The sequence below is a fragment of the Stenotrophomonas sp. 8(2023) genome (assembly GCF_030345295.1).
Classification (GTDB): domain Bacteria; phylum Pseudomonadota; class Gammaproteobacteria; order Xanthomonadales; family Xanthomonadaceae; genus Stenotrophomonas; species Stenotrophomonas muris.
Window position 1 is genome coordinate 525,146 of the sequence record NZ_CP128404.1, and the last position, 23,336, is coordinate 548,481.

The following is a 23,336-nucleotide window of genomic DNA, read 5'->3' on the forward strand; positions in this document are numbered from 1 at the left end:
AAAACAACATCCTGCCGATCACTGCTTTTTCGCCTGCGATTAACCGTGCCGGGACCACCGTGGCCCTGCGCCGGCATTCCGCCGCCGCATGTCCTTTGTCCACTGGATCGCGATCATGAAAAACCAGCAGAACCGTCATCCCGGCAAGGAACCGCAGGGCCGCAACCCGCAGCATCAGCAGCAACAGCAACAGATGGAACCGCAGCAGCCGCGCAAGGGTGGCAAGCAGCAGGAACAGCGCTCGCAGAAGCATCCGCAGCAGCGCTGACTGTCGACATGACCGGGGTCAGAGTCCGCTGCGCGGGATCTGACCCCTTGCCTGACCCCGACCGGGGCCGGATCCCGCAACGCGGGCTCTGACCCCAACCTGCGGCCGCCTCAATCCGGAATCGGCAGGCTCAGCGTTTCCTTCACTTCTTCCATCACGATGTAGCTTTTGGATTCACGCACATGCGGCAGTGTCAGCAAGGTGCTGCCGAGCAGCTTGCGGTAGGAGGCCATCTCACTGATCCGCGCCTTCAGCAGGTAATCGAAGTCGCCCGAGACCAGATGGCACTCGAGCACATTGGGCAGCTTCAGGGCGGCGCGCCGGAACTCTTCGAAGATGTCACCGGACTTGTAGGCCAAGCTGATCTCCACGAATACCAGCAGGCTGGCCTTCACCGCCGCCGGGTCCAGGTGGGCGTGGTAGCCGGTGATCACCGCTTCGCGCTCGAGCCGGCGCACGCGCTCGGTGCACGGGGTGGTCGACAGGCCGACCCGCTCACCCAGTTCGGTGAAGGAAATACGGCCCTCCGCCTGCAGGATGCGCAGGATCTTGCGGTCGATCTTGTCCAGTTCGCGGGTACGGGTGGCCATGGCCGTCAACCTTGGGGAATGAATTGCACGAGAACATCCTGCCGGTTGATTTCAAAACAGGCAAATCAACTGGGAATGGCTGTCTATACTTCCCCAATTATGGTCCCGGCACGCTCCAGTGCAGGGAATGATCGGGTTGGAGAAGTCCCATGCGAGTTCTAGTCCTCGGCAGCGGCGTGATCGGCACCACCAGTGCCTGGTACCTGCGACAGGCCGGGTTTGAAGTCACGGTCATCGACCGCCAACCCGGCCCGGCGCTGGAAACCAGCTTCGCCAATGCCGGCCAGCTGTCGTTCGGCTACACCTCGCCGTGGGCCGCCCCGGGCGTGCCGAAGAAGGCCATCGGCTGGCTGTTCGAGAAGCATGCGCCGCTGGCGATCAAGCCGGGCATGGACCTGGCCCAGTACCGCTGGCTGTGGCAGATGCTGCGCAACTGCACCCACGAGCGCTACGCGATCAACAAGGCGCGCATGGTGCGCATGTCCGAGTACAGCCGCGACTGCCTGAACGAGCTGCGCGCGCAGATCGGCATCGAGTTCGAAGGCCGCGACCTGGGCACCACGCAGCTGTTCCGCACCCAGCAGCAGCTGGATGCCTCCGCGCAGGACATCGAGATCCTGGCCCAGTACGGCGTGCCGTACGAGGTGCTGGACCGCGCCGGCATCATCCAGGCCGAACCGGCCCTGGCCCATGTCGACGGCCTGGTCGGCGCGCTGCGCCTGCCGCGTGACCAGACCGGCGACTGCCAGCTGTTCACCCGGCGCCTGGCGCAGATGTGCGTGGACGCCGGCGTCGAGTTCCGCTTCGACCAGGACATCACCGGCCTGGAGTTCGAGGGCGACCGCATCACCGGCGTGCGCATCGACGGCAAGCGGGAAACCGCCGACCGCTTCGTGGTCGCGCTCGGCAGCTATTCGCCGGCGCTGGTCGCACCGCTGGGCATGCGCCTGCCGGTGTACCCGCTGAAGGGCTATTCGCTGACCCTGCCGATCACCGACCCGGCGATGGCGCCGACCTCGACCATCCTCGACGAGAGCTACAAGGTGGCGGTCACCCGCTTCGACGACCGCATCCGCGTCGGTGGCATGGCCGAAGTGGCCGGTTTCGACCTGTCGCTGTCGCAGCGTCGTCGCGAGACCCTGGAGCTGGTGGTCAGCGACCTCTACCCGAAGGGCGGCGACCTGTCGCGCGCACAGTTCTGGACAGGCCTGCGCCCGGCCACGCCGGACGGCACGCCGGTGATCGGCGCCACGCCGTTCCGCAACCTGTACCTCAACACCGGCCACGGCACCCTGGGCTGGACCATGGCCTGCGGCTCGGGCCGTTACCTGGCCGACCTGATGAGCGCGCGCCAGCCGCAGATCAGCACCGAAGGCCTGGATATTTTCCGCTACGGCCAGTACGGTCACGCCCCGCAACATGAGAACCGCACATGCGTCCTGCCCGCGCGCTGATCGATCTGGGCGCCCTGCGCAGCAATTACCGGCTTGCCCGTGAACTGGGCGGTGGCAAGGCCCTGGCGATCATCAAGGCCGATGCCTATGGCCATGGCGCGGTGCGCTGTGCACAGGCGCTGGAAGGCGAGGCTGATGGTTTCGGCGTGGCCACCATCGAAGAGGCGCTGGAACTGCGCCAGGCCGGGATCCGTGCGCCGATCCTGCTGCTGGAAGGCATCTTCGAACCCAGTGACATGGCGCTGGTGGCCGAGCACGATTTCTGGTTCGCGGTGGGCTCGCCGTGGCAGCTGGAAGCGCTGGTCGCATTCGACAGCCCGCGCCCGCTGACCGTGTGGCTGAAGCTGGACAGCGGCATGCATCGCCTCGGCCTGGACGTGGACAGCTTCCGCGCCGCGCATGCACGCCTGTCGGCGCTGCCGCAGGTCGAGCGCATCGTGCTGATGACCCACCTGGCGCGTGCCGACGAGCTGGACAGCGAACGCACCCATGAACAGGCGGCGACCTTCGCGCGCGCCATCGACGGCCTGGATGGCGAGACCAGCGTGTGCAATTCGCCGGCACTGCTGGGCTGGCCGGATGTACGCAGCGACTGGGTGCGCCCGGGCCTGATGCTGTACGGCGCCAATCCGCTGCCGGACAACACCGCGCTGACCGAGCGCCTGCGCCCGGTGATGACGATGCAGTCGAAGGTGATTGCCGAGCGATGGATCGAGGCCGGTGAGCCGGTGGGCTATGGCGCACGCTTCGTGGCCAAGGCGCGCACCCGCGTGGGCGTGGTCGCGCTTGGCTACGCCGACGGTTATCCGCAGTTCGCCCCCAACGGCACGCCGGTACTGATCGATGGCCAGCCCGGCGTACTGATCGGGCGCGTGTCGATGGACATGCTGACGGTGGACCTGACCGCGCATGCGCAGGCCGGCATCGGCAGTGTGGTGGAACTGTGGGGTTCTGCGCCGACGCTGTCGGAACTGGCGCCGCGCTGCGGCGTGAGTGCCTACCAGCTGCCGTGCGCGGTCAAGCGCGTGGCGAAAGTCTACGTGTAGAGCCGAGTCCGCGCTCGGCTCTGGTAGCAGCCGACCTTGGTCGGCACCGTGCAATGCGTGTCGACCAAGGTCGACACCTGCCGGTGGGTAGAGCTGCCCGGAATCATCGTGCAGCAGTAGCCCGCGTGCTCAGCTCGCGCTTCACCCAGTCGTCGATCAGGCGCTTCTCGTAGCGCAGCGGATCGCTGTCGCTCTTCAGCCCCAGGTTGTGCAGGTAGCCGGTGTCGCTGAGCTTGGCTTCTCCCTCATCGACGATGCGACCACTGGCGTCCTTCAGCGTGTACTGCAGGGTGATCCGCGGTGGATAGATGTCGCGCATGATCCGGATGTCGCTGCCGCGCGGGCCGTGCCAGGGCTCGTAGTCGCCGGCGCGCTTGATGTCGACCAGGGTCACGTCCAGGGTCTGCCCGGGCTGCAGCGGCTTGGCCGCCGTGGTCTGCACGTAGCTGGCCAGCTGCTGCACCCAGTTGCCGCGTTCGGCCTCGAAGCGGTTGGTGCTCTGGCGGATTTCGGTGAATCCGGCTGGATCGTCCCACTTCACGCTGACCGGGCCATTGGCCTGCAGCGCGCGCGGCGCATCCGGATCGGTGACGGCGCGCGGCGCGGCGTTCGCGCTGCCCGCCATGAGGGCGCCTGCCAGCAGCAGGGCAGTGGCCAACGAGCGGTTCATGACGGTCTCCTGCGTCCCATCGACGGGGACGATGCGATTTATAGATCGAGTGTGATCCCGCTTTCCAGCCACCGCAACGGCCGATTGCGACACCGACAAGAGCGGTTGCCGCCAATTCATCGTCGTCAACCATGACTGACGGCGCTTGACGCTGTGAATACGCGCTTTGGAAGATGCTGTGCTTCCAATCCGGCCCGTCCAGACGCCCTTGTCCACACTGCCGCCCCTCGTGGAGCGCCCACCGATGATGGTGCAGGCGCCCGAACCCGACCTGCATCATGGCGTGCTTGAGCGCATCAACGCTGGTTTCTGCGTGATCCAGGTGCTGTTCGAGGGCGATCGTGCGGTCGACTATCGTTTCCTCGAGGTCAACGATGCCTTCGAGCGCCACACCGGGCTGAAGGATGCGCGTGGACAGCGCATGACCGAGCTGGAACCCAACCATGAGCAGGACTGGTTCCGCATCTACGGCGAGGTCGCACGCAGCGGCCGTCCTGCCCAGTTCGAGATGGAAGCGCGTGCGCTGGGTCGTTCGTTCGCGGTCGATGCGGTGCGCGTGGGCCGGCCGGGCGAGGACAAGGTCGGCATCCTGTTCTTCGACATCACTGCACGCAAGCAGATGGAAGTGGAGCTGGGCGAGAGCGAAGCGCGCTTCAGCGCGCTGGCCGACGGCCTGCCGATGCCGGTGTGGGTGCTCGACGAGCGCGGCCATGCCCGTTTCGTCAACAGCGCCTTCAGCGAGTTCTTCGGTGGCGACGAGACGCGTGTGCCGGAAGATGTCTGGCGCGGCCTGGTGCATCCGGACGATGCGTCGGTATTCGAATACGAACTGCAGGAAGCGCTGAAGGCGCAGCGTTCGATGCACGCGCTGGTGCGTGCGCGGCGCGCCGATGGCCAGTGGCGTTGGCTGGAGATGAACGCACGCCCGCGTTTCTCGCGGATGGGCCGCTTCATCGGCCTGGCCGGCAGCAGCCCGGACGTGACCGAACGCCGCGAGATCGAACTGGCCCGCGAGGAACTGCTGCAGTCCGAGCGTGCCGCGCGCAGCGCTGCGGAGAACATGGCGCGGCTGAAGGACGAGTTCCTGGCCACGCTGTCGCATGAACTGCGTACGCCGCTGACCACCATCCTCGGCTGGAGTGAGCTGCTGCTGCAGCGCGTGGACAACACCAGCCCTCTGTACAAGGGCCTGAACGTGATCGCCAACAGCGCCGGTGCGCAGAAGCGGCTGATCTCGGACATGCTGGACCTCAGCAGCATGCTGCTGGGCAAGGTGCAGCTGGAGGTGGAAGTGCTGGACCTGCGCACGGTGCTGGGCGAGGCCATCGGCGCGCAGGAACTGGTGGCCGAAGGCAAGGCACTGGACGTGCACCTGCAGCTGCCCGAACAGCCGAGCCTGGTGCTGGGCGATGCCACGCGCCTGCAGCAGGTGTTCTGGAACCTGCTCTCGAACGCGATCAAGTTCACCCCGGCTGAAGGCCGCATCGACCTGCAGCTGCGGGCCGACGGCAACCACTGGGAGATCACCGTGCGCGACACCGGTGATGGCATCGCACCCGAATTCCTCAATCACCTGTTCAGCCGCTTCCGCCAGGCCGATGGCACCACCACCCGGCGCCATGGTGGACTGGGACTGGGCCTGGCGATCGTGCAGCAGCTGGTCGAACTGCATGGCGGCACGGTCGCCGCGGCCAGCGAGGGGCACGGCCATGGCGCTACGTTCACCGTGCGCCTGCCGCAGCACCTTCCCGATGCCGAGCGGCGCCCGCTGCGCGAAGTGATCAGCGGGCCGATCCTGGAACCGGTGATCGTCGAGCCGTATCCGCTGCGCGGCATGCACGTGCTGGCGGTGGAAGACCAGCCGGAAGTGCTGGAGTACCTGCGGCGCATGCTGGAAGAGCAGGGCGCCAGCGTATCGGCGGCCAGTTCGGCCGGTGAGGCGCTGGCGTTGCTGGCCGACACCGGCCATCTGCAGTACCACGTGATGCTGACCGACATCGGCATGCCGGGCATGGATGGTTATGGCCTGGTGCGCACGCTGCGCGAGGACATGGGCGTGGATGCCACGACCCTGCCCGCGGTCGCCGTCACCGCGCTGGCGCGTGCCGATGACCGCCGCCGTGCGCTGGCGTCGGGTTTCCAGGAACACGTGGCCAAGCCGTACTCGGTGGCGCAGCTGGTGGCTGCGGTGCGCAAGGTGCAGGTACCCCGCGCGGACAGCGCGCTGCACTGAGCATTCACGGCCGATCGGTGACCCTGCGTGCAGGAGGTCGCCGATGTCCCGCATAGCTCCCCGTATCCATACCGATCCGGCGCAGATCGCGCGCCTGGAAGCCCTGCTGCCGCAGCTGGAAGGTGAAACGCAGGTGGAACTGATTCTGCACGATGGCCGTCGCCTGCTCGGCACGGTGGCGGTGAGGCCAACCGTGCAGCAATACCGCAACGAGGCCGGCGACGAAGGCAGCAACGGCCAGTTGCGCCTGGATGACTACGACACGCCGGTGCAGCAGCACCACGTGTGGCTGGATGAAATCGCCAGCATCAACCGCCTGCCACCCAAGGCGCCTTGATCGGATGTAGAGCCGAGCCCACGCTCGGCTGCGCCGTCGCCCGAGTGTGGGCTCGGGCGCTACCGGTGTGTCAATGCTCGAACAGGGTCGGCGTCGCCTCGAATCGGCGTGCGTACGCCCGCTCCTCTGCAACCCTCGCCACCTCGTCATCGGCCAGGTCCGGTGCCCCGTAGACGGCGTAGGCCACGCTGCCATCGGCGCCATGGCCGACCTGGTGCAGCCGGTAGCGCGAGTGGCCGCCGCCGGTGTCCTCGGGGTAGTGCACGGGCGGATGGCTGCCTTCCAGGTCCATTTCACTGTTGTCGACCACGCCACCGACGAACAAGGCTCGCATGCAGGTTCTCCTGGGTTTCCGGGGGAGCCTCTACCCTGAACGTTTCAATGTTTCTGGCGGATCAAGGCCCCGTTCGGGTTTCGCAAAGCGGCCTGCCGGGGCCGGCCCGGCCAAGCCGGTACAATGGACGGCCCTCACGCTTGAAGTACCCGCGCCGATGGCCTCCAGCGACGACGCCCCCCTGCAGACCCTGCTCCTGCCGTTCTCCCCAGGCGCCCTGCGCTGGCCGGAGGGCCCGGTGGCTTTCCTGCGTGCCCGCGATGGCTGGCCGCTGCGCGAAGCGGCCGGCAACCGCGAGCTGCACTGCGAACAGAGCTTTGCCCCGTTCGCGCAGCCGCTGCAGCAGGCCGCCGGCTGGACCGTCAGCGGCCAGCTGGACGATGTGGCCGGCAAGGGCCGTTACCCGCTGGTGCTGGTGCTGCCGCCGCGCCAGCGTGAAGAAGCCCGTGCGCTGTTCGCCCGCGCGCTGGCGCTGGTCGCCGAGGGCGGCCGTATCGTCGCCTGCCAGTCCAACAACGAAGGCGCGCGCTCCGGTGAAGGCGACCTCAAGCAGCTGGCCGGTCTCGGCGGCTGCCTGACCAAGAACCACTGCCGCGTGTACTGGACCGCCCCGCTGCAGGGCCAGCACGACGCCGACCTGGCCAAGCGCTGGTCGGCGCTGGATGCGGTGCGCCCGATCATGGGCGGACGCTTCCTGAGCCGCCCGGGCGTGTTCGCCTGGGACCGCATCGATCCGGCATCGGCGCTGCTGGCCGAGCACCTGCCGGCCGACCTGGCCGGCCGCGCCGCCGACCTTGGCGCCGGCTACGGCTATCTCTCGCGCGAGCTGCTGGAACGCTGCCCGAAGATCACCGCGCTGGACCTGTACGAGGCCGAGCAGCGTGCGCTGGCCCTGGCCGAACTGAACCTGGCGCCGCCGCCGCGCGCGCTGCCGCTGCGCTTCCTGTGGCGCGACGTCACCGCCGGCATCGAGCCGGGCTACGACGTCATCATCAGCAACCCGCCGTTCCACACGCCGTCGCGTGCCGACCGCCCGGACATCGGCCAGCGCTTCATCGCCGTGGCCGCGCAGGCGCTGCGCCCGGGCGGGCGCCTGTACGTGGTGGCCAACCGCCATCTGCCGTACGAGCACACCCTCAACGACAGCTTCGGTGCGGTGCGCGTGGTCGCCGAGCGCGACGGTTTCAAGCTGGTTGAAGCAGTGAAGGGGAAGGGCAAGTGAAGCTGGTCAAGCTCATCGCCAACCTGGGCTATGGCAGCCGCAAGCAGGTGCAGTGGATGTTCCGCGAAGGCCGCGTCACCGACGCCGACGGTGAGGTGCTGTACGCCGATGACCAGGTGCCGCACGAGGCGATCCGCGTCGATGGCGAGCCGCTGGACCCGCCGGTGGGGCTGTCGATCGCGCTGCACAAGCCCGCCGGCTACACCTGTTCGACCAAGGACACCGGCCGCCTGATCTACGACCTGCTGCCGCCGCGCTTCCGCGACCGTGATCCGGTGCTGTCCACGGTGGGCCGCCTCGACCGCGAGACCAGTGGCCTGCTGCTGCTGACCGACGATGGCGGCCTGCTGCACCGGATCATCTCGCCGAAGTCGAAGCTGCCGAAGATCTACGAAGTCGAGTTGAGCGAGGACCTGCGCGGCGACGAAGTGGCGTTGTTCGCCAGCGGCACGCTGATGCTGGAGTCCGAGAAGACGCCCCTGCTGCCGGCTGAACTCGAAGTGCTGGAGGCGCGTCGCGCACGCCTGGTGCTGCATGAAGGCCGCTACCATCAGGTACGCCGCATGTTCGCCGCCACCGGCAACCACGTGCAGGCCCTGCACCGCAGCCGCGTCGGCGGGCTGGACCTGCAGGGGCTGGACGAAGGGCAATGGCGGCAGCTCACTTCCACCGACCTGGATACGTTGTTCGCTCCATGACCCCCTTCGCTGCGCTGCCGTTCCTGCCCGACGCCGTCATCTTCGACATGGACGGTTTGATGATCGACAGCGAGCGGGTCTCGCTGGCCTGCTGGAGCGAGGCCGCCGACGAATTCGGGCTGGGCCTGGAGGAAGCGGTGTTCCTGCGCATGGTCGGCCTCGGCGACCACGATACGCATGCGTTGCTGCGCGCGCAGGGCATCGAAGACAGCCTGATCGACGCGGTGGCGGCACGTTGCCATGAGCTGTACGAAGCACGCACGCAGACCGGGCTGCCGCTGCGGCCGGGCATCCTGGAGCTGCTGGAGCTGCTGAAGGCGCACGCGGTACCGCGTGCGGTGGCGACCACCACGCGGCAGCCGCGCGCCAACCGCAAGTTGGCGGCCGCAGGCCTGCTGCCGTACTTCGATGCCGTGATCACCAGTGGTGATGTGGCGCGGCCGAAGCCGGCGCCGGATATCTACCTGCTGGCCGCGCAGCGGCTGGGCCAGGCGCCCGAACGTTGCCTGGCGCTGGAAGATTCACCGGCCGGCACGCGGGCCGCACTGGCCGCCGGCATGACCGTGATCCAGGTGCCGGACCTGGTGCATCCGGATGAAGAGCTGCGCGCACTGGGCCACCGCATCGTCGGCTCGCTGGTGGACGCGCACGCCCTGCTGCTGCCGCTGCTGCCGAAGTAGCGGTGGGTGCCGACCTTGGTTGGCACTGAGCCGGGCATGGGCTCGGCTCCACATCTTCTGGTGGGTGCCGACCGTTGGTCGGCACACCTGTTCAATCACACCCGCGCGAACACCAGCGCAGCGTTGGTGCCACCGAAGCCGAAGCTGTTGGACATCACCGTGTCCAGCTTCTGCTCGCGGCTCTCGCGCAGGATCGGGAAGCTCTCCACCTTCGGGTCCAGCTCGCCGATGTTGGCCGAACCGGCGACGAAGCCATCGCGCATCATCAGCAGGCAGTAGATCGCCTCGTGCACGCTGGCCGCGCCCAGCGAATGGCCGGACAGCGCCTTGGTCGAGGACAGCGGTGGTACCGCATCGCCGAACACTTCACGGATCGCGTTGAGCTCGGTGACATCGCCCAGCGGGGTCGAGGTGCCGTGGGTGTTGAGGTAGTCCAGCGGGCGATCGACGCCCTGCAGTGCCATCTTCATGCAGCGCACCGCGCCCTCGCCGGACGGCGCGACCATGTCGGCGCCATCGGAGGTCACGCCGTAGCCGATCAGCTCGGCATGGATGCGCGCGCCACGCGCAACGGCGTGGTCGTAGTCCTCCAGCACCAGCATGCCGCCGCCACCGGCGATGACGAAGCCGTCGCGGTCCTTGTCGTACGGACGCGAGGCGCTGGCCGGGGTCTCGTTGAAGCTGGTCGACAGCGCGCCCATCGCATCGAACATCACGCTCATCGACCAGTGCAGGTCTTCACCGCCACCGGCGAACATGATGTCCTGCGCACCGTGGCGGATCATGTCCGCGGCAGCGCCGATGCAGTGCGCCGAGGTCGCGCAGGCGGCCGACAGCGAGTAGCTGACGCCCTTGATCTGGTAGGCCGTGGCCAGGCAGGCCGAGACCGTCGAGCACATCGTGCGCGGCACCATGTACGGGCCGACCTTGCGCACGCCACGTTCGCGCAGCAGGTCGACCGCGCCGATCTGCCATTCGCTGGAGCCGCCGCCGGAACCGGCGATCAGGCCGGTGCGCAGGTTGCTGACCTGCTCGGGGCTGAGCCCGGCATCGGCGATGGCATCGCGCATGGACAGGTAAGCGAAGGCCGCCGCGTCGCTCATGAAGCGCTTCTGCTTGCGGTCGATCAGCGCCTCCAGATCGAGGTCGACGCGACCGCCGACCTGGCTGCGCAGGCCCGCTTCGGCATGGTCGGCCAAGGCGGTGATGCCCGAGCGCCCTTCGCGCAGCGCGGCCGAAACGGTATCCAGATCATTGCCGAGGCAGGACGTGATGCCCATGCCGGTGATGACGACGCGACGCATCAGAAGCTCCCGGTTTCAGTGAACAGGCCGACGCGCAGGTCGCGCGCGCTGTAGATTTCGCGGTCATCCACGTACATGCGGGCGTCCGACTGGGCCATCACCAGCTTGCGGTTGATGACACGGCTGATGTCGATCTCGTAGCGCACGAGCTTGGCGTCCGGCAGTACCTGGCCGGTGAACTTCACCTCGCCGCAGCCGAGTGCGCGGCCCTTGCCGGGGGCACCCAGCCAGGTCAGGAAGAAGCCGGTCAGCTGCCACATGGCGTCCAGGCCCAGGCAGCCGGGCATCACCGGGTCGCCGATGAAGTGGCAGCCGAAGAACCACAGGTCCGGGCGGATATCCAGCTCGGCGCGTACCATGCCCTTGCCGTGCGGTCCGCCGTCCTCGTGGATGTCGGTGATGCGGTCGAACATCAGCATCGGATCGTTGGGCAAACGGCCGGCGGCGGTGCCGAACAGTTCACCGCGTGCGCTGGCCAGCAGCTGTTCGCGGTTGAACGCGTGGAGACGGGTCATGAAGCACAATCCTGGAAGCGGGGAAACAGGGAAACAAGCGTTCGAGGATGCCCGTGGAAACTGCGCCGATCAAACATTTCAACCGTACGCAACCGTAGTGTTTTCAATGGAATACGCGCATCCTGTTGATGTGCAACGACCATACTTCGGCGTGTGGCCCGTTCGGCACGCCCCCGCCCTTTCCGCCTGACATGACCCGACTGCGCAAGATCATCCACGTCGACATGGACGCGTTCTACGCGTCGGTGGAGCAGCGCGACGATCCGTCACTGCGCGGCAAGCCGGTGGTTGTGGCATGGCGCGGCGCGCGCTCGGTGGTGTGTGCGGCGTCCTACGAGGCACGCGTGTTCGGCGTGCGTTCGGCGATGCCGGCGCTGCGCGCCGAACGCCTGTGTCCGGACGCGATCTTCGTGCCGCCGGACTTTGCACGTTACAAGGCGGTGTCACGCCAGGTGCGCGAGATCTTCCTGCGCCACACCGACCTGGTCGAGCCGTTGTCGCTGGACGAGGCCTACCTGGACGTGACCGAGCCGAAGAGCGGCATCGAACTGGCCACCGACATCGCCCGCACCATCCGTGCGCAGATCCGCGAGGAGACGAACCTGACCGCTTCAGCCGGGATCGCGCCGAACAAGTTCCTGGCCAAGATCGCTTCGGACTGGCGCAAGCCCGATGGCCAGTTCGTGATTCCACCGCAGCGGGTGGACGCCTTCCTGCTGCCGCTGCCGGTGAACCGGGTGCCAGGCGTCGGCAAGGTGATGGAAGGCAAACTTGCCGCGCGTGGCATCGTCACCTGCGGCGACCTGCGGCAGTGGTCCCTGGTCGACCTGGAAGAGGCGTTCGGCAGTTTCGGCCGCAGCCTGTACAACCGTGCACGCGGCATCGACGAGCGGCCGGTGGAACCGGACCAGCAGGTGCAGTCGATCTCCTCGGAGGACACCTTTGCCGAGGACCTGCTGCTGGAAGACCTGGGCGAGGCGATCGTGCAGCTGGCGGAGAAGACCTGGAATGCCACGCGCAAGACCGAACGCGTCGGCCACACCGTGGTGCTGAAGCTGAAGACCGCGCAGTTCCGCATCCTCACCCGCAGCTTCACCCCGGAGCGCCCGCCGGAATCGATGGAAGAACTACGCGACATCGCACTGGCCCTGCGCGCCCGCGTCGACCTGCCGGCGGAGACGCGTTACCGCCTGGTCGGCGTCGGGCTGGGTGGGTTCCGCGAAAAGGAGGCCGTGGTGCAGGGGGAATTGTTCGAGCACGGACCGAGCGATTCCACATCCCTCTGATCGGCAAAGGCGGGGTCAGAGCCCGTTGCGCAGCAACGGGATCCGACCCCAGCAGATTGCCGAGATCTGTCGAAGGCGAGGTGGGTCCGGTTGCGGGGGCGTGAGCGGCATGGATGCCGCGACCAAGCCTCCATGGACGGGTTCACGGCGTCCCCTGCCATCGGACCCACCCCGCCAACCCACAGATATCCAGCTGTTGCCGTTGCATTGAGCAGGTGCAGGGCGCAGCCCTGCAAAACAACCCTTTACCTTAAGGCCACTGCATCTCGCCCTTGGCCACCTTCGCGCTCAGCTCCAGCGATGCGACGCCATCCAGCTTCGGGTAGCGCGACTGCATTGCTTTCACCAGCGCCGCACTGTCCTTGGCCTTTGCCGTCTCGACATCGAACGCGCGGATGTAGTCCGCAGTGAAGCGCAGCGCACTGGCATCCAGTGCGGCACCCGGCGCGTAATGCCCCGGCACCACCACCTTCGGCTTCAGTGCCTGCAACCGCTGCAGGGTCTGCAGCCAGTCGGTGTGCGACTTCGGCGTCTGCGTGTCGGCCATCCACACGTGCTCGCCGGCGACCACCGGAATGCCACCGACGATCGCGCGCAGCGACGGCACCCACAGCACCGTGCGGTCCGGGGTCGGGCCATCCAGGCCGATCAGCGGCAGGCGCTGGCCTTCCAGCTGCAGGGCATCGCCATCCAGCACCTGCGGCAGCACGATGCGCGCGGGCACGTCGGCACCCATCTTCGGTCCCCAGTAGGCCAGCTTGCCGGCCTGGGTCTGCTGGATGTGGGCGACGGTCTGCGCGGTGGCGACGATGCGTGCCTGCGGGAAGGCGTCCTGCAGGGTGGCCAGGCCGAAGTAGTAGTCCGGATCGCCGTGGCTGATGTAGATCGTGGTCAGCTCCTTGCCGCTGGCGCGGATCAGCTCGACCAGCTTGCGCGCATCGCTGGCACCAAACTGCGCATTGACCAGGATCGCGTCGTGGCGGCCTTCGATCAGCACCGAGGACACCGAGAACATTGCCTGCGGGCCGGGATGGAAGGCCTGCAGGTGCAGCTGGGATTTCGTCGCCGCCGCCGGCGCCGTGGTGGCCGGTGCGGCCAGCAGCGGCGCACTGGTGAAGCTGGCGGCCAGGGCGAGGGGAAGCAGCAGGGCAGCGGTACGCATGGGAATTCCTTGTGTAGAGCCGGGCCAATGCCCGGCTGCATGTTCGCGTAGAGCCGAGCGCGGGCTTGGCTCTACATGGGACGTGCGTGGATCAATACGCTGCGGTGATGATCTGCTTCGGATACGCGTGCGCTTCCAGTTCGGCGACGAACGCCGCGCCATAGTCGGCGTAGCTGATGCGGCTGTGGCCGCTGGTATCGGCCAGGAACGCCTTGGGCTGCACGCGGTACTGGCCGCGCTCTTCACCCGGGCCGATTTCGGCGGCCGGCGAGAAGAAGGTCCAGTCCAGGTCGTCCACTGCCTGCAGGCGGTTGAACGCCTCGCGGTGGGCCAGCGCGTACGGCTTGTAGGCCTCCGGGAAGGTGGGGGTGTCGACCAGCTGCACGCCGGGTGCGACTTCCAGGCTGCCGGCACCGCCAACCACCACCAGGCGCGGCACGCCGGCCTTGCGCGCGGCAGCCGCCAGCTGCGCGGCGACCTCGCCGACGCGGCCGATGTCATCGCCCGGGCGCGGGCCGTAGGCACTGGCGAGCACGTCGTGGCCGGCGATGGCGGCAACCAGCGCGTCCTGGTCATCCAGCGAGGCGATCACCGGATGGGCACCGGCCAGCTCGGCCGGGAGGTCCTGCGCGCTGCGCACGATGACGGTGAGTTCGTGGCCGCGGGCCAGCGCGTGGCGGGCGATCTGGCGGCCGATGTTGCCGGTGGAACCAACGAGGGCGATCTTCATGGCAGGACTCCGTGGGGCGCTGTGGGGTGGGAATGGCGCCACTCTAGGCCGCTGCAGTCGCTCGAAAAACAGCGTATAAAGCGCTTGTTTGTTGCATGGATCGAGCATATGGACCGATTGACCGCCATGACCGTGTTCGTCGAGGTGGCCGAGCGCGGCAGCCTGACCGCGGCGGCAGAGGTGCTGGACATGTCGCGGGCGATGGTCAGCCGCTACCTGGCTGAGGTCGAGGGCTGGCTGGGCGCACGCCTGCTGCACCGGACCACGCGCCGGGTCAGCCTGACCGGCCCGGGCGAGGCGGCACTGGCGCGCTTCCGGCAGATGCTGGCGATCGGCGAGGAACTGCAGGGCGAGCTGGCCAGCGATGATCCCGAGCCGCATGGCACGCTGCGGGTGACTGCCAGCGTGTCGTTCGGGCAGAGCCACCTGGCGCGGGCGGTGGCCGGCTTTGTTGCGCGCCATCCGGCGGCACGCATCGAGCTGCTGCTGGTCGACCGCACGGTGAACCTGGTGGAGGAGCGGGTGGACCTGGCCGTGCGCATCGCGCGCCAGATCGATCCCAGCCTGATCGCGCGGCGGCTGGCCACCTGCCGCTCGGTGCTGTGCGCGACGCCGTCCTACCTGCAGGCACGCGGCACGCCGACTGCTCCCGAGCATCTGGCCGCGCACAACTGCCTGACCCACCACTACGTCGGCAAGAGCCTGTGGCAGCTGCACCGAGACGGCCGTTCGCTGTCGGTGGCGGTGGGCGGCAACATCAGCGCCAACGAGGCCTCGCTGCTGCTGGAGGCGGTGCGGGCCGGTGCCGGTATCGCCATGCTGCCGACCTACCAGGTGGCGCCGCTGCTGCGTACCGGCGAGCTGATCGAACTGCTGCCCGAATTCAGCCTGGACGAACTCGGCATTCATGCCGTGTACGCGTCACGGCGACAGCAGCCCGCTATCATGCGGCGATTCCTGGACTACCTGGCCGAGTGTTTCGCCAGCCCGGCCTTCCAGGATCTGGATTGGCGCCCACCGGGCAAGGAGAACACATGAACCATGGACAGGCCTTGATCGACCACAACCGTGCTGCCTGGGACCGCCAGGCCAGCGAAGTGCGCGAATGGTCGCGCCCGGTGGAAAGTTCAACCATTGCCGCCGCGCGCGAAGGCCGCTGGCAGGTGCATCTGACCCCACGCGCGCTGCCATTGGACTGGCTGGGCGATGTGCGTGGCCGCCGCATCCTGTGCCTGGCCTCGGGCGGGGGCCAGCAGGCACCGGTGCTGGCCGCTGCGGGCGCCGACGTCACCGTGTTCGATCTCTCCGACGGGCAGCTGGAACAGGACCGCAGCGTGGCGGCGCGCGATGGCCTGCAGCTGCGCACGGTGCAGGGCGACATGCGCGACCTGCACGTATTCGCCAACGACAGCTTCGACGTGGTGTTCCATCCGATCTCCAACCTGTACGTACCCGACGTGCGCCCGGTGTGGACCGAATGCCGCCGCGTGCTGGCGCGCGATGGCATGTTGATGGCCAGCTTCTACAACCCGGTGCTGTTCGTCGGCGCGCGCGATCCGCAGCTCGATGCGCAGGGCCTGATCCGGCCGCAGTACGCCATTCCCTATTCGGACCTGGAAGACCTGCCCGCCGCAGAACGTGAGGCGAAACTCGGCCGCGGCGATGCGCTGACCTTTGGCCACAGCCTGACCGAACTGATCGGCGGGCAGCTGGATGCGGGGTTCGTCATCGATCGCTTCATGGAAGACTGGCAGCCGCAGCCGCGCTTCCTGATCGACCGCTACCTGCCCACGTTCCTGGCCACCCGCGCACGCCGGATCGGTTGAGGCGGATCGGCGCAGAAACCAGCGGCGTACAATGGGCGGCCCCACGTCGTGCAGGTGCCGTCCCTTGTCGTATCCCTATCCGCTGGTCGTGTTCGACCTTGATGGCACGCTGGTCGACAGCGCAGCTGATATCGCCGAAGCACTGAACCGCACGCTGGAAGACATCGGCATGGCACGCGTGCCGGAAGCCACGGTTCTGGGCTGGATCGGCGACGGTGTGCGCCGCCTGGTCGAGCAGGCCGTGCATGCCGCGGGTCGTGAGGTCGACCTGGCCGAAGTGATGCCGGTGTTCATGGTGCACTACCGTGAGTGCCTGCTGCGCAGCCCGCGCCTGTTCGATGGCGTGGCCGAAGCGCTGATGCAGCTGCGTGCACGCGGTGTTCCGCTGGCGATCTGCACCAACAAGCCCGAAGCGCTGGTGCCGCCACTGCTGCAACACCTGGGCATTGGTGATGCGTTCGCGCTGGTACTGGGCGGCGATTCGCTGCCGCAGCGCAAGCCCAGCGGTGAGCCGCTGCGGCACATCGCTGCGCACTTCGGGCTGGCGGTGGATGCCTGCCTGATGGTGGGTGATTCGTTGACCGACTACCGCGCCGCCGAAGAGGCAGGCATGCCGATCGCACTGGTGCGTTACGGTTATCCGCGTGGCCTGGACCTGGCCACCGCACAGGCGGTGGCGGTGATTGACGACCTGCGTGAGTTGCCGGGGTTGGCCGCGGGCGTTCGGGTGTAGAGCCGAGCCCACGCTCGGCTGCTTCATTGCGTGAGCCGAGCATGGGCTCGGCTCTACAGTAGATCGGCGCCGGGCGATGCCCGGCGCGCGCCTTCATTTCGGCTGGTAACGCACGCTCAGCTGGTACTCGCGGCCGGGCTGGTTGAACCACGCCACCGTCTCGTAGCGGCGGTCGAACACGTTGGCGGCACGTGCCAGCAGCGACCACGCCGGCGTCAGCGCGTACTCGGCGCGCAGGTCCAGCGTGCCGTAGCCACCGACCTTCACCGCGTTGGCGGCATCGTCATAGCGCTTGCCCGCACCCTGCACGGTCAGGCCGGCGCGGAAATCGCCGAAGCGGCGGTCGACGTCCAGGCGCGCGGTCTGCTGTGCACGGCGCGGCAGCCAGTTGTCGAACTGGGTGCTGCCATGGGTGCGGTTGCGCGGGTCGGTGTAGCTCAGCTGCGCGTTGAGGTCGAAGCCGGCCAGCAGCACGCCACCGGTCAGTTCGGCGCCACGGATGCGCGCCTTCTCCACCTGCTGCATTTTCATCGTGGACGCATCGTAGGTGATCAGGTCATCGATGCGGGTCTCGTACACGTCCAGGCCCCAATGCCAGCCCTGGCCCTGCTGCGAAACACCGAGGTTGGCGCTCTTGGACTTCTCCGGCTTCAACGTCGGCACGCCGCTCCACGGGTCGTACAGGTCGCTGAAGGTCGGTGCCTTGAAGGCGGTGCCGTAGCTGGCATTGACGCGCAGGCCGTGGTCCAGCTGCATTGCCCAGCCGAGACTGCCGGTGGCGTGGTTGCCGAACTGCTGGTTGTCGTCGTTGCGTGCGCTGGCCTGCAGCTGATGGCGGCGGAAGCGGCCCTGGTACTGCACGAACACGCCGGTGTTGCGACGGCTGTCGACGAGGTAGCCCGCGCTGCTGCCGTCCAGGTTGTCTTCGCTCCAGTCCACGCCGGTGCTCAGCAGCTGGCTTCCGGTCAAGGTGAAGTCACCCTGCAGCGAGGCGCTGTCGCGGTGGGTCTGCGCGCTGCCGCGTGCGCCGAAGTCGCCGAAGTTGTCCGATTCGTTGTCGCTGCGGCCGACGTTGGCGGTGAACGCCAGGCGCCCGGACGGGGTGTAGCGCACCTTGCCGGCCAGCACCTGCTGGCGGGTTTCCGAGTAGTTGTAATAGCCGTCGTAGTGGTTCTTGCCGTCGGCGCGCAGCGCACTGCCTTCCACATTCCACTGGTCGTTGAAGGTGTAGCCGCCACGCAGGCTCTTGGACAGGTTGCGGTAGCCGTCGCGGTCGGGTTCGTCAGCGAAGCAGCCGGTGAACAGCGTCGCCGAGCCACGGCAGGCATCGACGCCATCGGAATGCTGGTAGGCGATGTCGGCGCCGAACCAGCCGCGTTCGGTGCCACCTCCGATGCCGCCGCTGGCTTCGCGCAGGCCGTTGCTGCCACCACCGAGCTGGAAGTGCGGAGCAAAATCGCCCTGGTTGCGGCGGGTGAAGATCTGGATCACGCCACCGATGGCGTCGGCGCCGTACAGGCTGGACTGCGGGCCGCGCACGATTTCCACGCGTTCGATCTGCGCCAGCGGCAGGTCCTGGTACATGGCCAGGCCGAGGTCGGCACTGTTGATGCGCACGCCATCGACCAGCACCACGGTGTGGCCCGAGTTGGTGCCGCGCAGGAACAGCGAGCTCTGCTTGCCGAGCCCGCCGGCATTGGTCAGGTTGATGCCGGCGCGGCCGCGCAGCAGTTCCTGCAACGAGGTGGCCTGACTGGATTCGATCTGCGCGCGGTCGATCACCTGGGCTGGTGCGATGCTGTCCTGCAGGGCGATCGGGGTGCGGGTGGCGGTGACCAGGATCTGGTCGAGCGCGGTGGTGTCATCGGCGGCCTGGGCCAGCGCGGGCAGGGCGGCCAGCACGGCCAGGGACAGCATTCGGGACTGCAGCTTCATGGGGGACTCCAGGTGCCACGCACGCCCGCGTGGCGAAGGGGAGGAGCCGCGAAGGCAGGCATGCGCCGACGCCGCAGCGCAGGCTGCGGTCATCCAGCGCCATGCCCACCGCACCGCGACCTGAGGCTTCCGGGCCGGTCTCCGGGCTTGCCGCCGGGTGGCGCGAGGCCACCGTCCAGGCGCCTTCCCATGCCTGCGGCACAGTGGCGTTGTTGCCTGGAACTGACGTGCTTACCGTTGCGGGGGCAGCGCCGGCCTGGCGTGGATTCACGCGTCACCGGCTTCCCGTTTCAACCTGCCGGCCGTGGCCGCAGGTCACCTGGAAGTGCGCGCAGTCTACGGCATCGCAGGCGGCCCGTAGCGTCGAGCGTACCCGACTGCCTTTGCTGTGCCCTTAGAATGGTCCCTCGATCCCGTGGTGCCGTTGCCGATGTCCGCCCGTTTTCCGCTGTTCCCGCGTTGCCTGTACAGGACGCACGCATGATCCTCGACCTGGTCCGCCATGCCGGCAACGGTCGCGATGAGTTCCTCGATGGCCGCAGCGATCCACCGCAGCTGGCCCGCCTGCCGCAGGAACTGGTCGACGCCTACGCTGCGCAGCCCTGGGAACGGGTGATCAGTTCGCCGCGGCTGCGCTCGCTGCACACGGCGATGGCCCTGGCCACCCCGCGCGGGCTGGACGTGGAAGCGGAGGAGGAATGGGAAGAGCTGGATTTCGGCGATTGGGACGGGCAGTCGCTGTTCGACCTGCCAGAGGATGCACTGGCGGCCTTCCATGCCGATCCGCATGCATTCCCACCGCCCAACGGTGAGAGCTGGGGCCACTTCGAGCGGCGTATCGCGCGCGCGCTGGATCGACTGCTCGATGATGACGACCCGGTGCCAACGCTGGTGGTCAGCCATGGCGGCCCGCTGCGCATGGTGCTGTCGCAGGTCTGCGGCCTGCCGATGTCGCTGTGCTGGGCACTGCGCATCGACCACGGCACGCGCCTGCGGGTACGGCTGGAACGTGGCGAAGCCGGGCTGGCAGGCGAGCTGCTGGAACTGCAGCAGCCGTAACCCATCGGTAGTGCCGGCCGCTGGCCGGCAGTCTCAGGAACGTTGAAAAGACCACGCAGTTGCCGGCCAGCGGCCGGCACTACCGGTGCAGTCAATCCTCGTCCGCATCCTCGGTCACGCTGTCTTCCGCGTCATCGTCGGCATCGAAGCGCTGCTCATGCACCGGACCCGACGCCGGGCCGGCCGCCTTCAGCGGATGCGCGGCGATGCGTGCTTCGTAATCCTGCACCAGCGCCTCACGCTGCGGCTCGCTCAGTTCCTGCCAGTGGCAGTCCAGCAGCGCGCCTTCCAGCGAGTACAGCAGGTTCAGGCTGGGCTTGAAGCCGGCGCGCTTGACCTTGACGAAGGCGCCGACTGCGCCGGTCGCAACCAGGTCCTCGCGGCTGCGCAGGCCGACCTGGCGCAGCCACGCTGCACTCTTGGGGCCGATGTTGCGCAGCTTCGGTGCGCTCATCCCAGCGCCTCGACGAACACGCGGGCGATGGCTTCCAGGCCGGCCTGGTCATCGGCATCGAAGCGGCCGATCTTCGGGCTGTCGATGTCGAACACGCCGATCAGTTCATCGCCGCGCAGCAGCGGCACCACCAGTTCCGAACGCGAGGCCGAATCGCAGGCGATATGGCCGGGGAAGGCATCGACGTCGTCCACGCGCTGGGTCACGCGCTGGCTGGCGGCGGCACCGCACACGCCCTTGTCCAGCGGGATGCGCACGCAGGCCGGCAGGCCCTGGAACGGGCCGACCACCAGCTCCGTGCCGTCGTACAGGTAGAAACCCACCCAGTTCAGGTCGGGCAGGGCGTGGTAGACCAGTGCGGAGAGGTTGGCCGCGTTGGCGATGCGGTCGGACTCGGCGTAGACCAGGCCACGGGCCTGTTCCAGCAGCTGGGCGTATTGTTCCGGCTTGCTGCCGGTAAGCGAGGCATTGGCGAACATGCCCGCAGTCTAGCAAGCGCGCCGGGCCGGCGATAATGCACGCTCTGTTGCCCTGTTGGAGCCCATCGATGCCGTTGCCCGCTACGCTGCCGCCCGCCCTGTTCATTACCGGCACCGATACGGAGATCGGCAAGACCGCGGCCAGCACCGCGCTGCTGCAGGCGCTGCGCCGGCGCGGCCTGCGCGCGGTGGGCATGAAACCGGTGGCCAGCGGCAGCGAAGACCTGGGGCAGGGCCTGCGCAACGAAGACGCGCTGGCGCTGCAGGCGGCCAGCTGGCCGGTGCCGGACTATGCCGATCTGAACCCGTATGCGCTGCGGCAGCCGCTGGCACCGGAGCTGGCCGCTGCCGAGGACGGCGTGCGGGTGGAACTGGCGCCGATCGTGGCTGCGTTCGCGCGACTGCGCGCACAGGCCGACATCGTGGTGGTGGAAGGCGTCGGTGGGTGGCTGGCGCCGGTCTCGGCCACGCTGGACCAGCTGGACCTGGTGCGAGCACTGCAGTTGCCGGTGCTGCTGGTGGTGGGCATGCGGCTGGGCTGCGTCAACCATGCGCGGCTGACTGCGCAGTCGCTGCAGGCCAGCGGCGTGCAGTGCCTGGGCTGGATCGGCAACCACATCGACCCGGCGATGCAGCGCCAGGATGAGAACATCGCCACGTTGCAGCAGCGCCTGCCGATGCCGTGCTGGGGACGGCTGCCGCATCTGCCGGGTGCGGATGGCGAAGCGCTGAGCGCGCACCTGCTCGAGTGATCCTGGGTAGTGCCGGCCGCTGGCCGGCCACCGCATCCACCCGGTGATCCCGATGTTGCCGGCCAGCGGCCGGCACTACCGTGCTGCGGCCGCCAGCTCCCGCGCGATCGCGCCCAGTCGTTCCACCGCGCCAATGAAGCGCGCATCCAGGGTCTGGCAGCACGACAGCCGCAGGCAGTGGCGGTATCGCGCGCCACGTGAATAGACCTGGCCGGGCATGAACACGATGTCCTCCTGCAGCGCTCGCTCGAACAGCTCGCGCGTATCCACGCCCGGCAGTTCCAGCCACAGCAGGAATCCGCCCTGCGGTTCGGTGGCGCGGGTGCCGGCCGGGAAGTGCTCGGCCACCAGCTGGCGCAGCCGTCCCACCTGTTCGCGGTACAGCCGGCGCATGCGATGCAGGTGGTGCTCGTAGCTGCCCGCTTCCAGATACGCCGCGACCGCGTCACCGAGCAGCTGCGGCTCGCCGCCGGTGGACTGGAATTTCAGCAGCGCGATGCGCTCGGCGAAGCGGCCGCCATCCAGCCAGCCGATGCGGTAATCCGGCGCCAGTGTCTTGGAGAAACCTCCGACCACCATCACCCAGCCGTCGCGATCGAAGGCCTTCAGCAGGGGCGCCGGCGGTTCGCAGAACTGCAGCTCGGCGTACACCGCGTCCTCGATCAGCGGCAGCTGCCGTGCGTTGACCAGCTCGGCCAGGCGCTGCTTGGCGGCGGTCGGCATGGTGCAGCCGAGCGGGTTGTGCACGGTCGGCATCACCACCAGTGCGGCCAGCGGTGTGTGCTGCAGCAGCGCGTCCAGCGCATCCACATCCAGTCCGTGCTGCGGATGGGTGGGCAGCTCGATGGCCTGCAGGCCGAGGTTGGCCAGCAACGGATACAGGTTGAAGTAGGACGGTGCCTCGATGCCGACCGCATCACCGGGCTGGGTGACCGCGCGCAGCGCCAGCTGCAGGCCCTCCATCGCACCATGGGTCAGCAGCAGGCGTTCGCTGTGGGTGTGCAGCCCCATGCGCGGGCCACGCCGCACGATCTGCGCCAGCAGCCGTGGCGAGCCGTTGGGGCGCGCGTAGGTCTCCACCGTCTGCTGGCCGTGGCGCAGCACCTGTGCGGTATGCCGGGCCAGCTGCGCGCCCGGATAGAACTGGCGCCCGCGCGGACCGGCAAAGGCCAGGTCGATCACACCGGGGCGGCGCTGTGCTTCCAGCACGCGGGCCATCAGCACCTGCTGCAGTGGTGCGGTGGGTGCGGACGGGGTATCACGCAGCGAACGCTCTGGCACCGACAAGCGCGGCGCCACCTCGAAGCCGGCTTTGGGCCGCGGAATGACCAGGCCGGCGTCCTCCAGCTGGCGATAGGCGGCAATCACCGTGTTCAGGCTGAGCCTGCGCTGCAGGGCCATCTGCCGCAGCGAAGGCAGGCGGCTGCCAACCGGAAGGCGTCCGCCGTGGATGGCCTCGGCCAGCTCGTCGGACAGCCGTTGGTAGCGGGGTGGGATCATCGCGCTCTGGTCATCTGTATCCATCGAATTTCCCACCATCTGGTGCTGTACCCATGATGATGGCGAGCC

25 protein-coding genes and 1 riboswitch are annotated in these 23,336 nt (G+C 68.1%); of the genes, 14 read left to right on the forward strand and 11 right to left on the reverse strand.

The annotated features are described in order from the left end of the window. Positions 1 to 88 precede the first annotated feature (88 nt). Positions 89 to 268 carry a lana protein gene (locus QP609_RS02430; protein WP_197621164.1) on the forward strand — a complete coding sequence of 60 codons (180 nt, stop codon included), beginning with the start codon at positions 89 to 91 and terminating at the stop codon, positions 266 to 268. A gap of 110 nt (positions 269 to 378) precedes the next feature. Here QP609_RS02430 and QP609_RS02435 read toward each other — a convergent pair whose 3' ends face one another. Then, entirely contained in the window at positions 379 to 858 is a 480-nt protein-coding gene (locus tag QP609_RS02435) for an Lrp/AsnC ligand binding domain-containing protein (protein WP_004140558.1), read from the reverse strand. A 149-nt stretch (positions 859 to 1,007) separates the two neighbouring features. Between QP609_RS02435 and QP609_RS02440 the strand changes: the two genes are divergently transcribed. Both QP609_RS02440 and alr read left to right on the forward strand, forming a co-directional pair. Beyond that, entirely contained in the window at positions 1,008 to 2,312 is a 1,305-nt protein-coding gene (locus QP609_RS02440) for a D-amino acid dehydrogenase (protein ID WP_032959242.1), read from the forward strand. Then, on the forward strand, positions 2,291 to 3,358 hold the full coding sequence (alr, locus tag QP609_RS02445; protein ID WP_014645804.1) for an alanine racemase: 1,068 nt from the start codon (positions 2,291 to 2,293) through the stop codon (positions 3,356 to 3,358). Before QP609_RS02440 ends, alr begins: the two co-directional genes overlap by 22 nt. A 103-nt stretch (positions 3,359 to 3,461) precedes the next feature. On the opposite strand, the gene QP609_RS02450 is transcribed toward alr, so the two are convergent. Then, a complete protein-coding gene (locus tag QP609_RS02450; protein ID WP_014645805.1) occupies positions 3,462 to 4,028 on the reverse strand; it encodes a DUF3016 domain-containing protein in 567 nt (188 codons plus the stop codon). A 244-nt stretch (positions 4,029 to 4,272) separates the two neighbouring features. On the opposite strand from QP609_RS02450, the gene QP609_RS02455 reads away from it, so the two are divergent. Both QP609_RS02455 and QP609_RS02460 read left to right on the forward strand, forming a co-directional pair. Then, positions 4,273 to 6,261, forward strand: coding sequence for an ATP-binding protein (locus tag QP609_RS02455; protein WP_014645806.1), 1,989 nt, complete (start codon positions 4,273 to 4,275; stop codon positions 6,259 to 6,261). A gap of 43 nt (positions 6,262 to 6,304) precedes the next feature. Further along, positions 6,305 to 6,598, forward strand: a complete 294-nt coding sequence (locus QP609_RS02460; protein WP_049441346.1) for a DUF3247 family protein — start codon at positions 6,305 to 6,307, stop codon at positions 6,596 to 6,598. Positions 6,599 to 6,668: 70 nt separating this feature from the next. On the opposite strand, the gene QP609_RS02465 is transcribed toward QP609_RS02460, so the two are convergent. Further along, the gene (locus QP609_RS02465) at positions 6,669 to 6,932 is read right to left on the reverse strand and encodes a hypothetical protein (RefSeq protein ID WP_005407925.1); all 264 of its coding nucleotides are present in this window, start codon (positions 6,930 to 6,932) and stop codon (positions 6,669 to 6,671) included. Positions 6,933 to 7,089: 157 nt separating this feature from the next. On the opposite strand from QP609_RS02465, the gene QP609_RS02470 reads away from it, so the two are divergent. From QP609_RS02470 to QP609_RS02480, 3 genes are read left to right on the forward strand one after another with little or no spacing between them, the layout of a single operon-like run. Then, a complete protein-coding gene (locus tag QP609_RS02470) occupies positions 7,090 to 8,154 on the forward strand; it encodes a class I SAM-dependent methyltransferase (protein ID WP_197621165.1) in 1,065 nt (354 codons plus the stop codon). Next, entirely contained in the window at positions 8,151 to 8,852 is a 702-nt protein-coding gene (locus QP609_RS02475; RefSeq protein ID WP_197605658.1) for a pseudouridine synthase, read from the forward strand. The genes QP609_RS02470 and QP609_RS02475 overlap by 4 nt, the downstream gene beginning before the upstream one ends. Continuing rightward, the gene (locus QP609_RS02480; RefSeq protein ID WP_046428651.1) at positions 8,849 to 9,532 is read left to right on the forward strand and encodes an HAD family phosphatase; all 684 of its coding nucleotides are present in this window, start codon (positions 8,849 to 8,851) and stop codon (positions 9,530 to 9,532) included. Before QP609_RS02475 ends, QP609_RS02480 begins: the two co-directional genes overlap by 4 nt. A 95-nt stretch (positions 9,533 to 9,627) precedes the next feature. On the opposite strand, the gene fabB is transcribed toward QP609_RS02480, so the two are convergent. Then, positions 9,628 to 10,836 carry a beta-ketoacyl-ACP synthase I gene (gene fabB, locus QP609_RS02485; protein ID WP_197621166.1) on the reverse strand — a complete coding sequence of 403 codons (1,209 nt, stop codon included), beginning with the start codon at positions 10,834 to 10,836 and terminating at the stop codon, positions 9,628 to 9,630. After that, positions 10,836 to 11,351, reverse strand: a complete 516-nt coding sequence (gene fabA / locus QP609_RS02490; protein WP_014035851.1) for a 3-hydroxyacyl-[acyl-carrier-protein] dehydratase FabA — start codon at positions 11,349 to 11,351, stop codon at positions 10,836 to 10,838. Before fabA ends, fabB begins: the two co-directional genes overlap by 1 nt. A gap of 191 nt (positions 11,352 to 11,542) precedes the next feature. On the opposite strand from fabA, the gene dinB reads away from it, so the two are divergent. After that, complete coding sequence (dinB, locus tag QP609_RS02495; RefSeq protein WP_069118103.1) at positions 11,543 to 12,637, forward strand: DNA polymerase IV; 1,095 nt, start codon at positions 11,543 to 11,545, stop codon at positions 12,635 to 12,637. Between the two features lie 250 nt (positions 12,638 to 12,887). On the opposite strand, the gene QP609_RS02500 is transcribed toward dinB, so the two are convergent. Next, positions 12,888 to 13,799, reverse strand: coding sequence for an MBL fold metallo-hydrolase (locus QP609_RS02500; RefSeq protein ID WP_197621167.1), 912 nt, complete (start codon positions 13,797 to 13,799; stop codon positions 12,888 to 12,890). A 91-nt stretch (positions 13,800 to 13,890) separates the two neighbouring features. Next, a complete protein-coding gene (locus QP609_RS02505; protein ID WP_032959230.1) occupies positions 13,891 to 14,529 on the reverse strand; it encodes an NAD(P)H-binding protein in 639 nt (212 codons plus the stop codon). A 108-nt stretch (positions 14,530 to 14,637) separates the two neighbouring features. Here QP609_RS02505 and QP609_RS02510 point away from each other — a divergent pair, with 108 nt between their 5' ends. The 3 genes from QP609_RS02510 (at position 14,638) to gph (ending at position 17,088) form a co-directional block, all read left to right on the forward strand. After that, positions 14,638 to 15,567, forward strand: a complete 930-nt coding sequence (locus tag QP609_RS02510) for a LysR family transcriptional regulator (protein WP_014645815.1) — start codon at positions 14,638 to 14,640, stop codon at positions 15,565 to 15,567. Beyond that, positions 15,564 to 16,355, forward strand: a complete 792-nt coding sequence (locus QP609_RS02515; protein WP_014645816.1) for a class I SAM-dependent methyltransferase — start codon at positions 15,564 to 15,566, stop codon at positions 16,353 to 16,355. The genes QP609_RS02510 and QP609_RS02515 overlap by 4 nt, the downstream gene beginning before the upstream one ends. Before the next feature lie 64 nt (positions 16,356 to 16,419). Then, complete coding sequence (gene gph / locus QP609_RS02520; RefSeq protein ID WP_049441337.1) at positions 16,420 to 17,088, forward strand: phosphoglycolate phosphatase; 669 nt, start codon at positions 16,420 to 16,422, stop codon at positions 17,086 to 17,088. Positions 17,089 to 17,181: 93 nt separating this feature from the next. On the opposite strand, the gene btuB is transcribed toward gph, so the two are convergent. Continuing rightward, on the reverse strand, positions 17,182 to 19,023 hold the full coding sequence (gene btuB, locus QP609_RS02525) for a TonB-dependent vitamin B12 receptor (protein WP_197621168.1): 1,842 nt from the start codon (positions 19,021 to 19,023) through the stop codon (positions 17,182 to 17,184). A gap of 114 nt (positions 19,024 to 19,137) precedes the next feature. Beyond that, positions 19,138 to 19,361, reverse strand: a riboswitch (cobalamin riboswitch). A 142-nt stretch (positions 19,362 to 19,503) separates the two neighbouring features. Here btuB and QP609_RS02530 point away from each other — a divergent pair. Beyond that, positions 19,504 to 20,082 (forward strand): histidine phosphatase family protein, encoded by a 579-nt coding sequence (locus tag QP609_RS02530; RefSeq protein ID WP_049408270.1) that lies wholly within the window; start codon positions 19,504 to 19,506, stop codon positions 20,080 to 20,082. Positions 20,083 to 20,173: 91 nt separating this feature from the next. Here QP609_RS02530 and QP609_RS02535 read toward each other — a convergent pair whose 3' ends face one another. Both QP609_RS02535 and QP609_RS02540 read right to left on the reverse strand, forming a co-directional pair. After that, on the reverse strand, positions 20,174 to 20,536 hold the full coding sequence (locus QP609_RS02535) for a TfoX/Sxy family protein (protein WP_014645820.1): 363 nt from the start codon (positions 20,534 to 20,536) through the stop codon (positions 20,174 to 20,176). After that, entirely contained in the window at positions 20,533 to 21,015 is a 483-nt protein-coding gene (locus tag QP609_RS02540; RefSeq protein WP_014645821.1) for a GAF domain-containing protein, read from the reverse strand. Before QP609_RS02540 ends, QP609_RS02535 begins: the two co-directional genes overlap by 4 nt. 68 nt (positions 21,016 to 21,083) lie before the next feature. Here QP609_RS02540 and bioD point away from each other — a divergent pair, with 68 nt between their 5' ends. Then, entirely contained in the window at positions 21,084 to 21,767 is a 684-nt protein-coding gene (gene bioD, locus QP609_RS02545) for a dethiobiotin synthase (RefSeq protein WP_041864050.1), read from the forward strand. 75 nt (positions 21,768 to 21,842) lie between these two features. Here the strand turns inward: bioD and QP609_RS02550 are convergent, their stop codons facing one another. Next, on the reverse strand, positions 21,843 to 23,291 hold the full coding sequence (locus QP609_RS02550; protein WP_014645822.1) for a PLP-dependent aminotransferase family protein: 1,449 nt from the start codon (positions 23,289 to 23,291) through the stop codon (positions 21,843 to 21,845). Between the last annotated feature and the right edge of the window lie 45 nt (positions 23,292 to 23,336).

Excerpts from the sequence above, each read along its gene's own strand:
- QP609_RS02430 (WP_197621164.1), top strand. The coding sequence starts at position 89 with ATGTCCTTTGTCCACTGGATCGCGATCATGAAAAACCAGCAGAACCGT.
- QP609_RS02435 (WP_004140558.1), bottom strand. The coding sequence starts at position 858 with ATGGCCACCCGTACCCGCGAACTGGACAAGATCGACCGCAAGATCCTG.
- QP609_RS02440 (WP_032959242.1), top strand. The coding sequence starts at position 1,008 with ATGCGAGTTCTAGTCCTCGGCAGCGGCGTGATCGGCACCACCAGTGCC.
- alr (WP_014645804.1), top strand. The coding sequence starts at position 2,291 with ATGCGTCCTGCCCGCGCGCTGATCGATCTGGGCGCCCTGCGCAGCAAT.
- QP609_RS02450 (WP_014645805.1), bottom strand. The coding sequence starts at position 4,028 with ATGAACCGCTCGTTGGCCACTGCCCTGCTGCTGGCAGGCGCCCTCATG.
- QP609_RS02455 (WP_014645806.1), top strand. The coding sequence starts at position 4,273 with ATGATGGTGCAGGCGCCCGAACCCGACCTGCATCATGGCGTGCTTGAG.
- QP609_RS02460 (WP_049441346.1), top strand. The coding sequence starts at position 6,305 with ATGTCCCGCATAGCTCCCCGTATCCATACCGATCCGGCGCAGATCGCG.
- QP609_RS02465 (WP_005407925.1), bottom strand. The coding sequence starts at position 6,932 with ATGCGAGCCTTGTTCGTCGGTGGCGTGGTCGACAACAGTGAAATGGAC.
- QP609_RS02470 (WP_197621165.1), top strand. The coding sequence starts at position 7,090 with ATGGCCTCCAGCGACGACGCCCCCCTGCAGACCCTGCTCCTGCCGTTC.
- QP609_RS02480 (WP_046428651.1), top strand. The coding sequence starts at position 8,849 with ATGACCCCCTTCGCTGCGCTGCCGTTCCTGCCCGACGCCGTCATCTTC.
- fabB (WP_197621166.1), bottom strand. The coding sequence starts at position 10,836 with ATGCGTCGCGTCGTCATCACCGGCATGGGCATCACGTCCTGCCTCGGC.
- fabA (WP_014035851.1), bottom strand. The coding sequence starts at position 11,351 with ATGACCCGTCTCCACGCGTTCAACCGCGAACAGCTGCTGGCCAGCGCA.
- dinB (WP_069118103.1), top strand. The coding sequence starts at position 11,543 with ATGACCCGACTGCGCAAGATCATCCACGTCGACATGGACGCGTTCTAC.
- QP609_RS02500 (WP_197621167.1), bottom strand. The coding sequence starts at position 13,799 with ATGCGTACCGCTGCCCTGCTGCTTCCCCTCGCCCTGGCCGCCAGCTTC.
- QP609_RS02505 (WP_032959230.1), bottom strand. The coding sequence starts at position 14,529 with ATGAAGATCGCCCTCGTTGGTTCCACCGGCAACATCGGCCGCCAGATC.
- QP609_RS02510 (WP_014645815.1), top strand. The coding sequence starts at position 14,638 with ATGGACCGATTGACCGCCATGACCGTGTTCGTCGAGGTGGCCGAGCGC.
- QP609_RS02515 (WP_014645816.1), top strand. The coding sequence starts at position 15,564 with ATGAACCATGGACAGGCCTTGATCGACCACAACCGTGCTGCCTGGGAC.
- btuB (WP_197621168.1), bottom strand. The coding sequence starts at position 19,023 with ATGAAGCTGCAGTCCCGAATGCTGTCCCTGGCCGTGCTGGCCGCCCTG.
- QP609_RS02530 (WP_049408270.1), top strand. The coding sequence starts at position 19,504 with ATGATCCTCGACCTGGTCCGCCATGCCGGCAACGGTCGCGATGAGTTC.
- QP609_RS02535 (WP_014645820.1), bottom strand. The coding sequence starts at position 20,536 with ATGAGCGCACCGAAGCTGCGCAACATCGGCCCCAAGAGTGCAGCGTGG.
- QP609_RS02540 (WP_014645821.1), bottom strand. The coding sequence starts at position 21,015 with ATGTTCGCCAATGCCTCGCTTACCGGCAGCAAGCCGGAACAATACGCC.
- bioD (WP_041864050.1), top strand. The coding sequence starts at position 21,084 with ATGCCGTTGCCCGCTACGCTGCCGCCCGCCCTGTTCATTACCGGCACC.
- QP609_RS02550 (WP_014645822.1), bottom strand. The coding sequence starts at position 23,291 with ATGGATACAGATGACCAGAGCGCGATGATCCCACCCCGCTACCAACGG.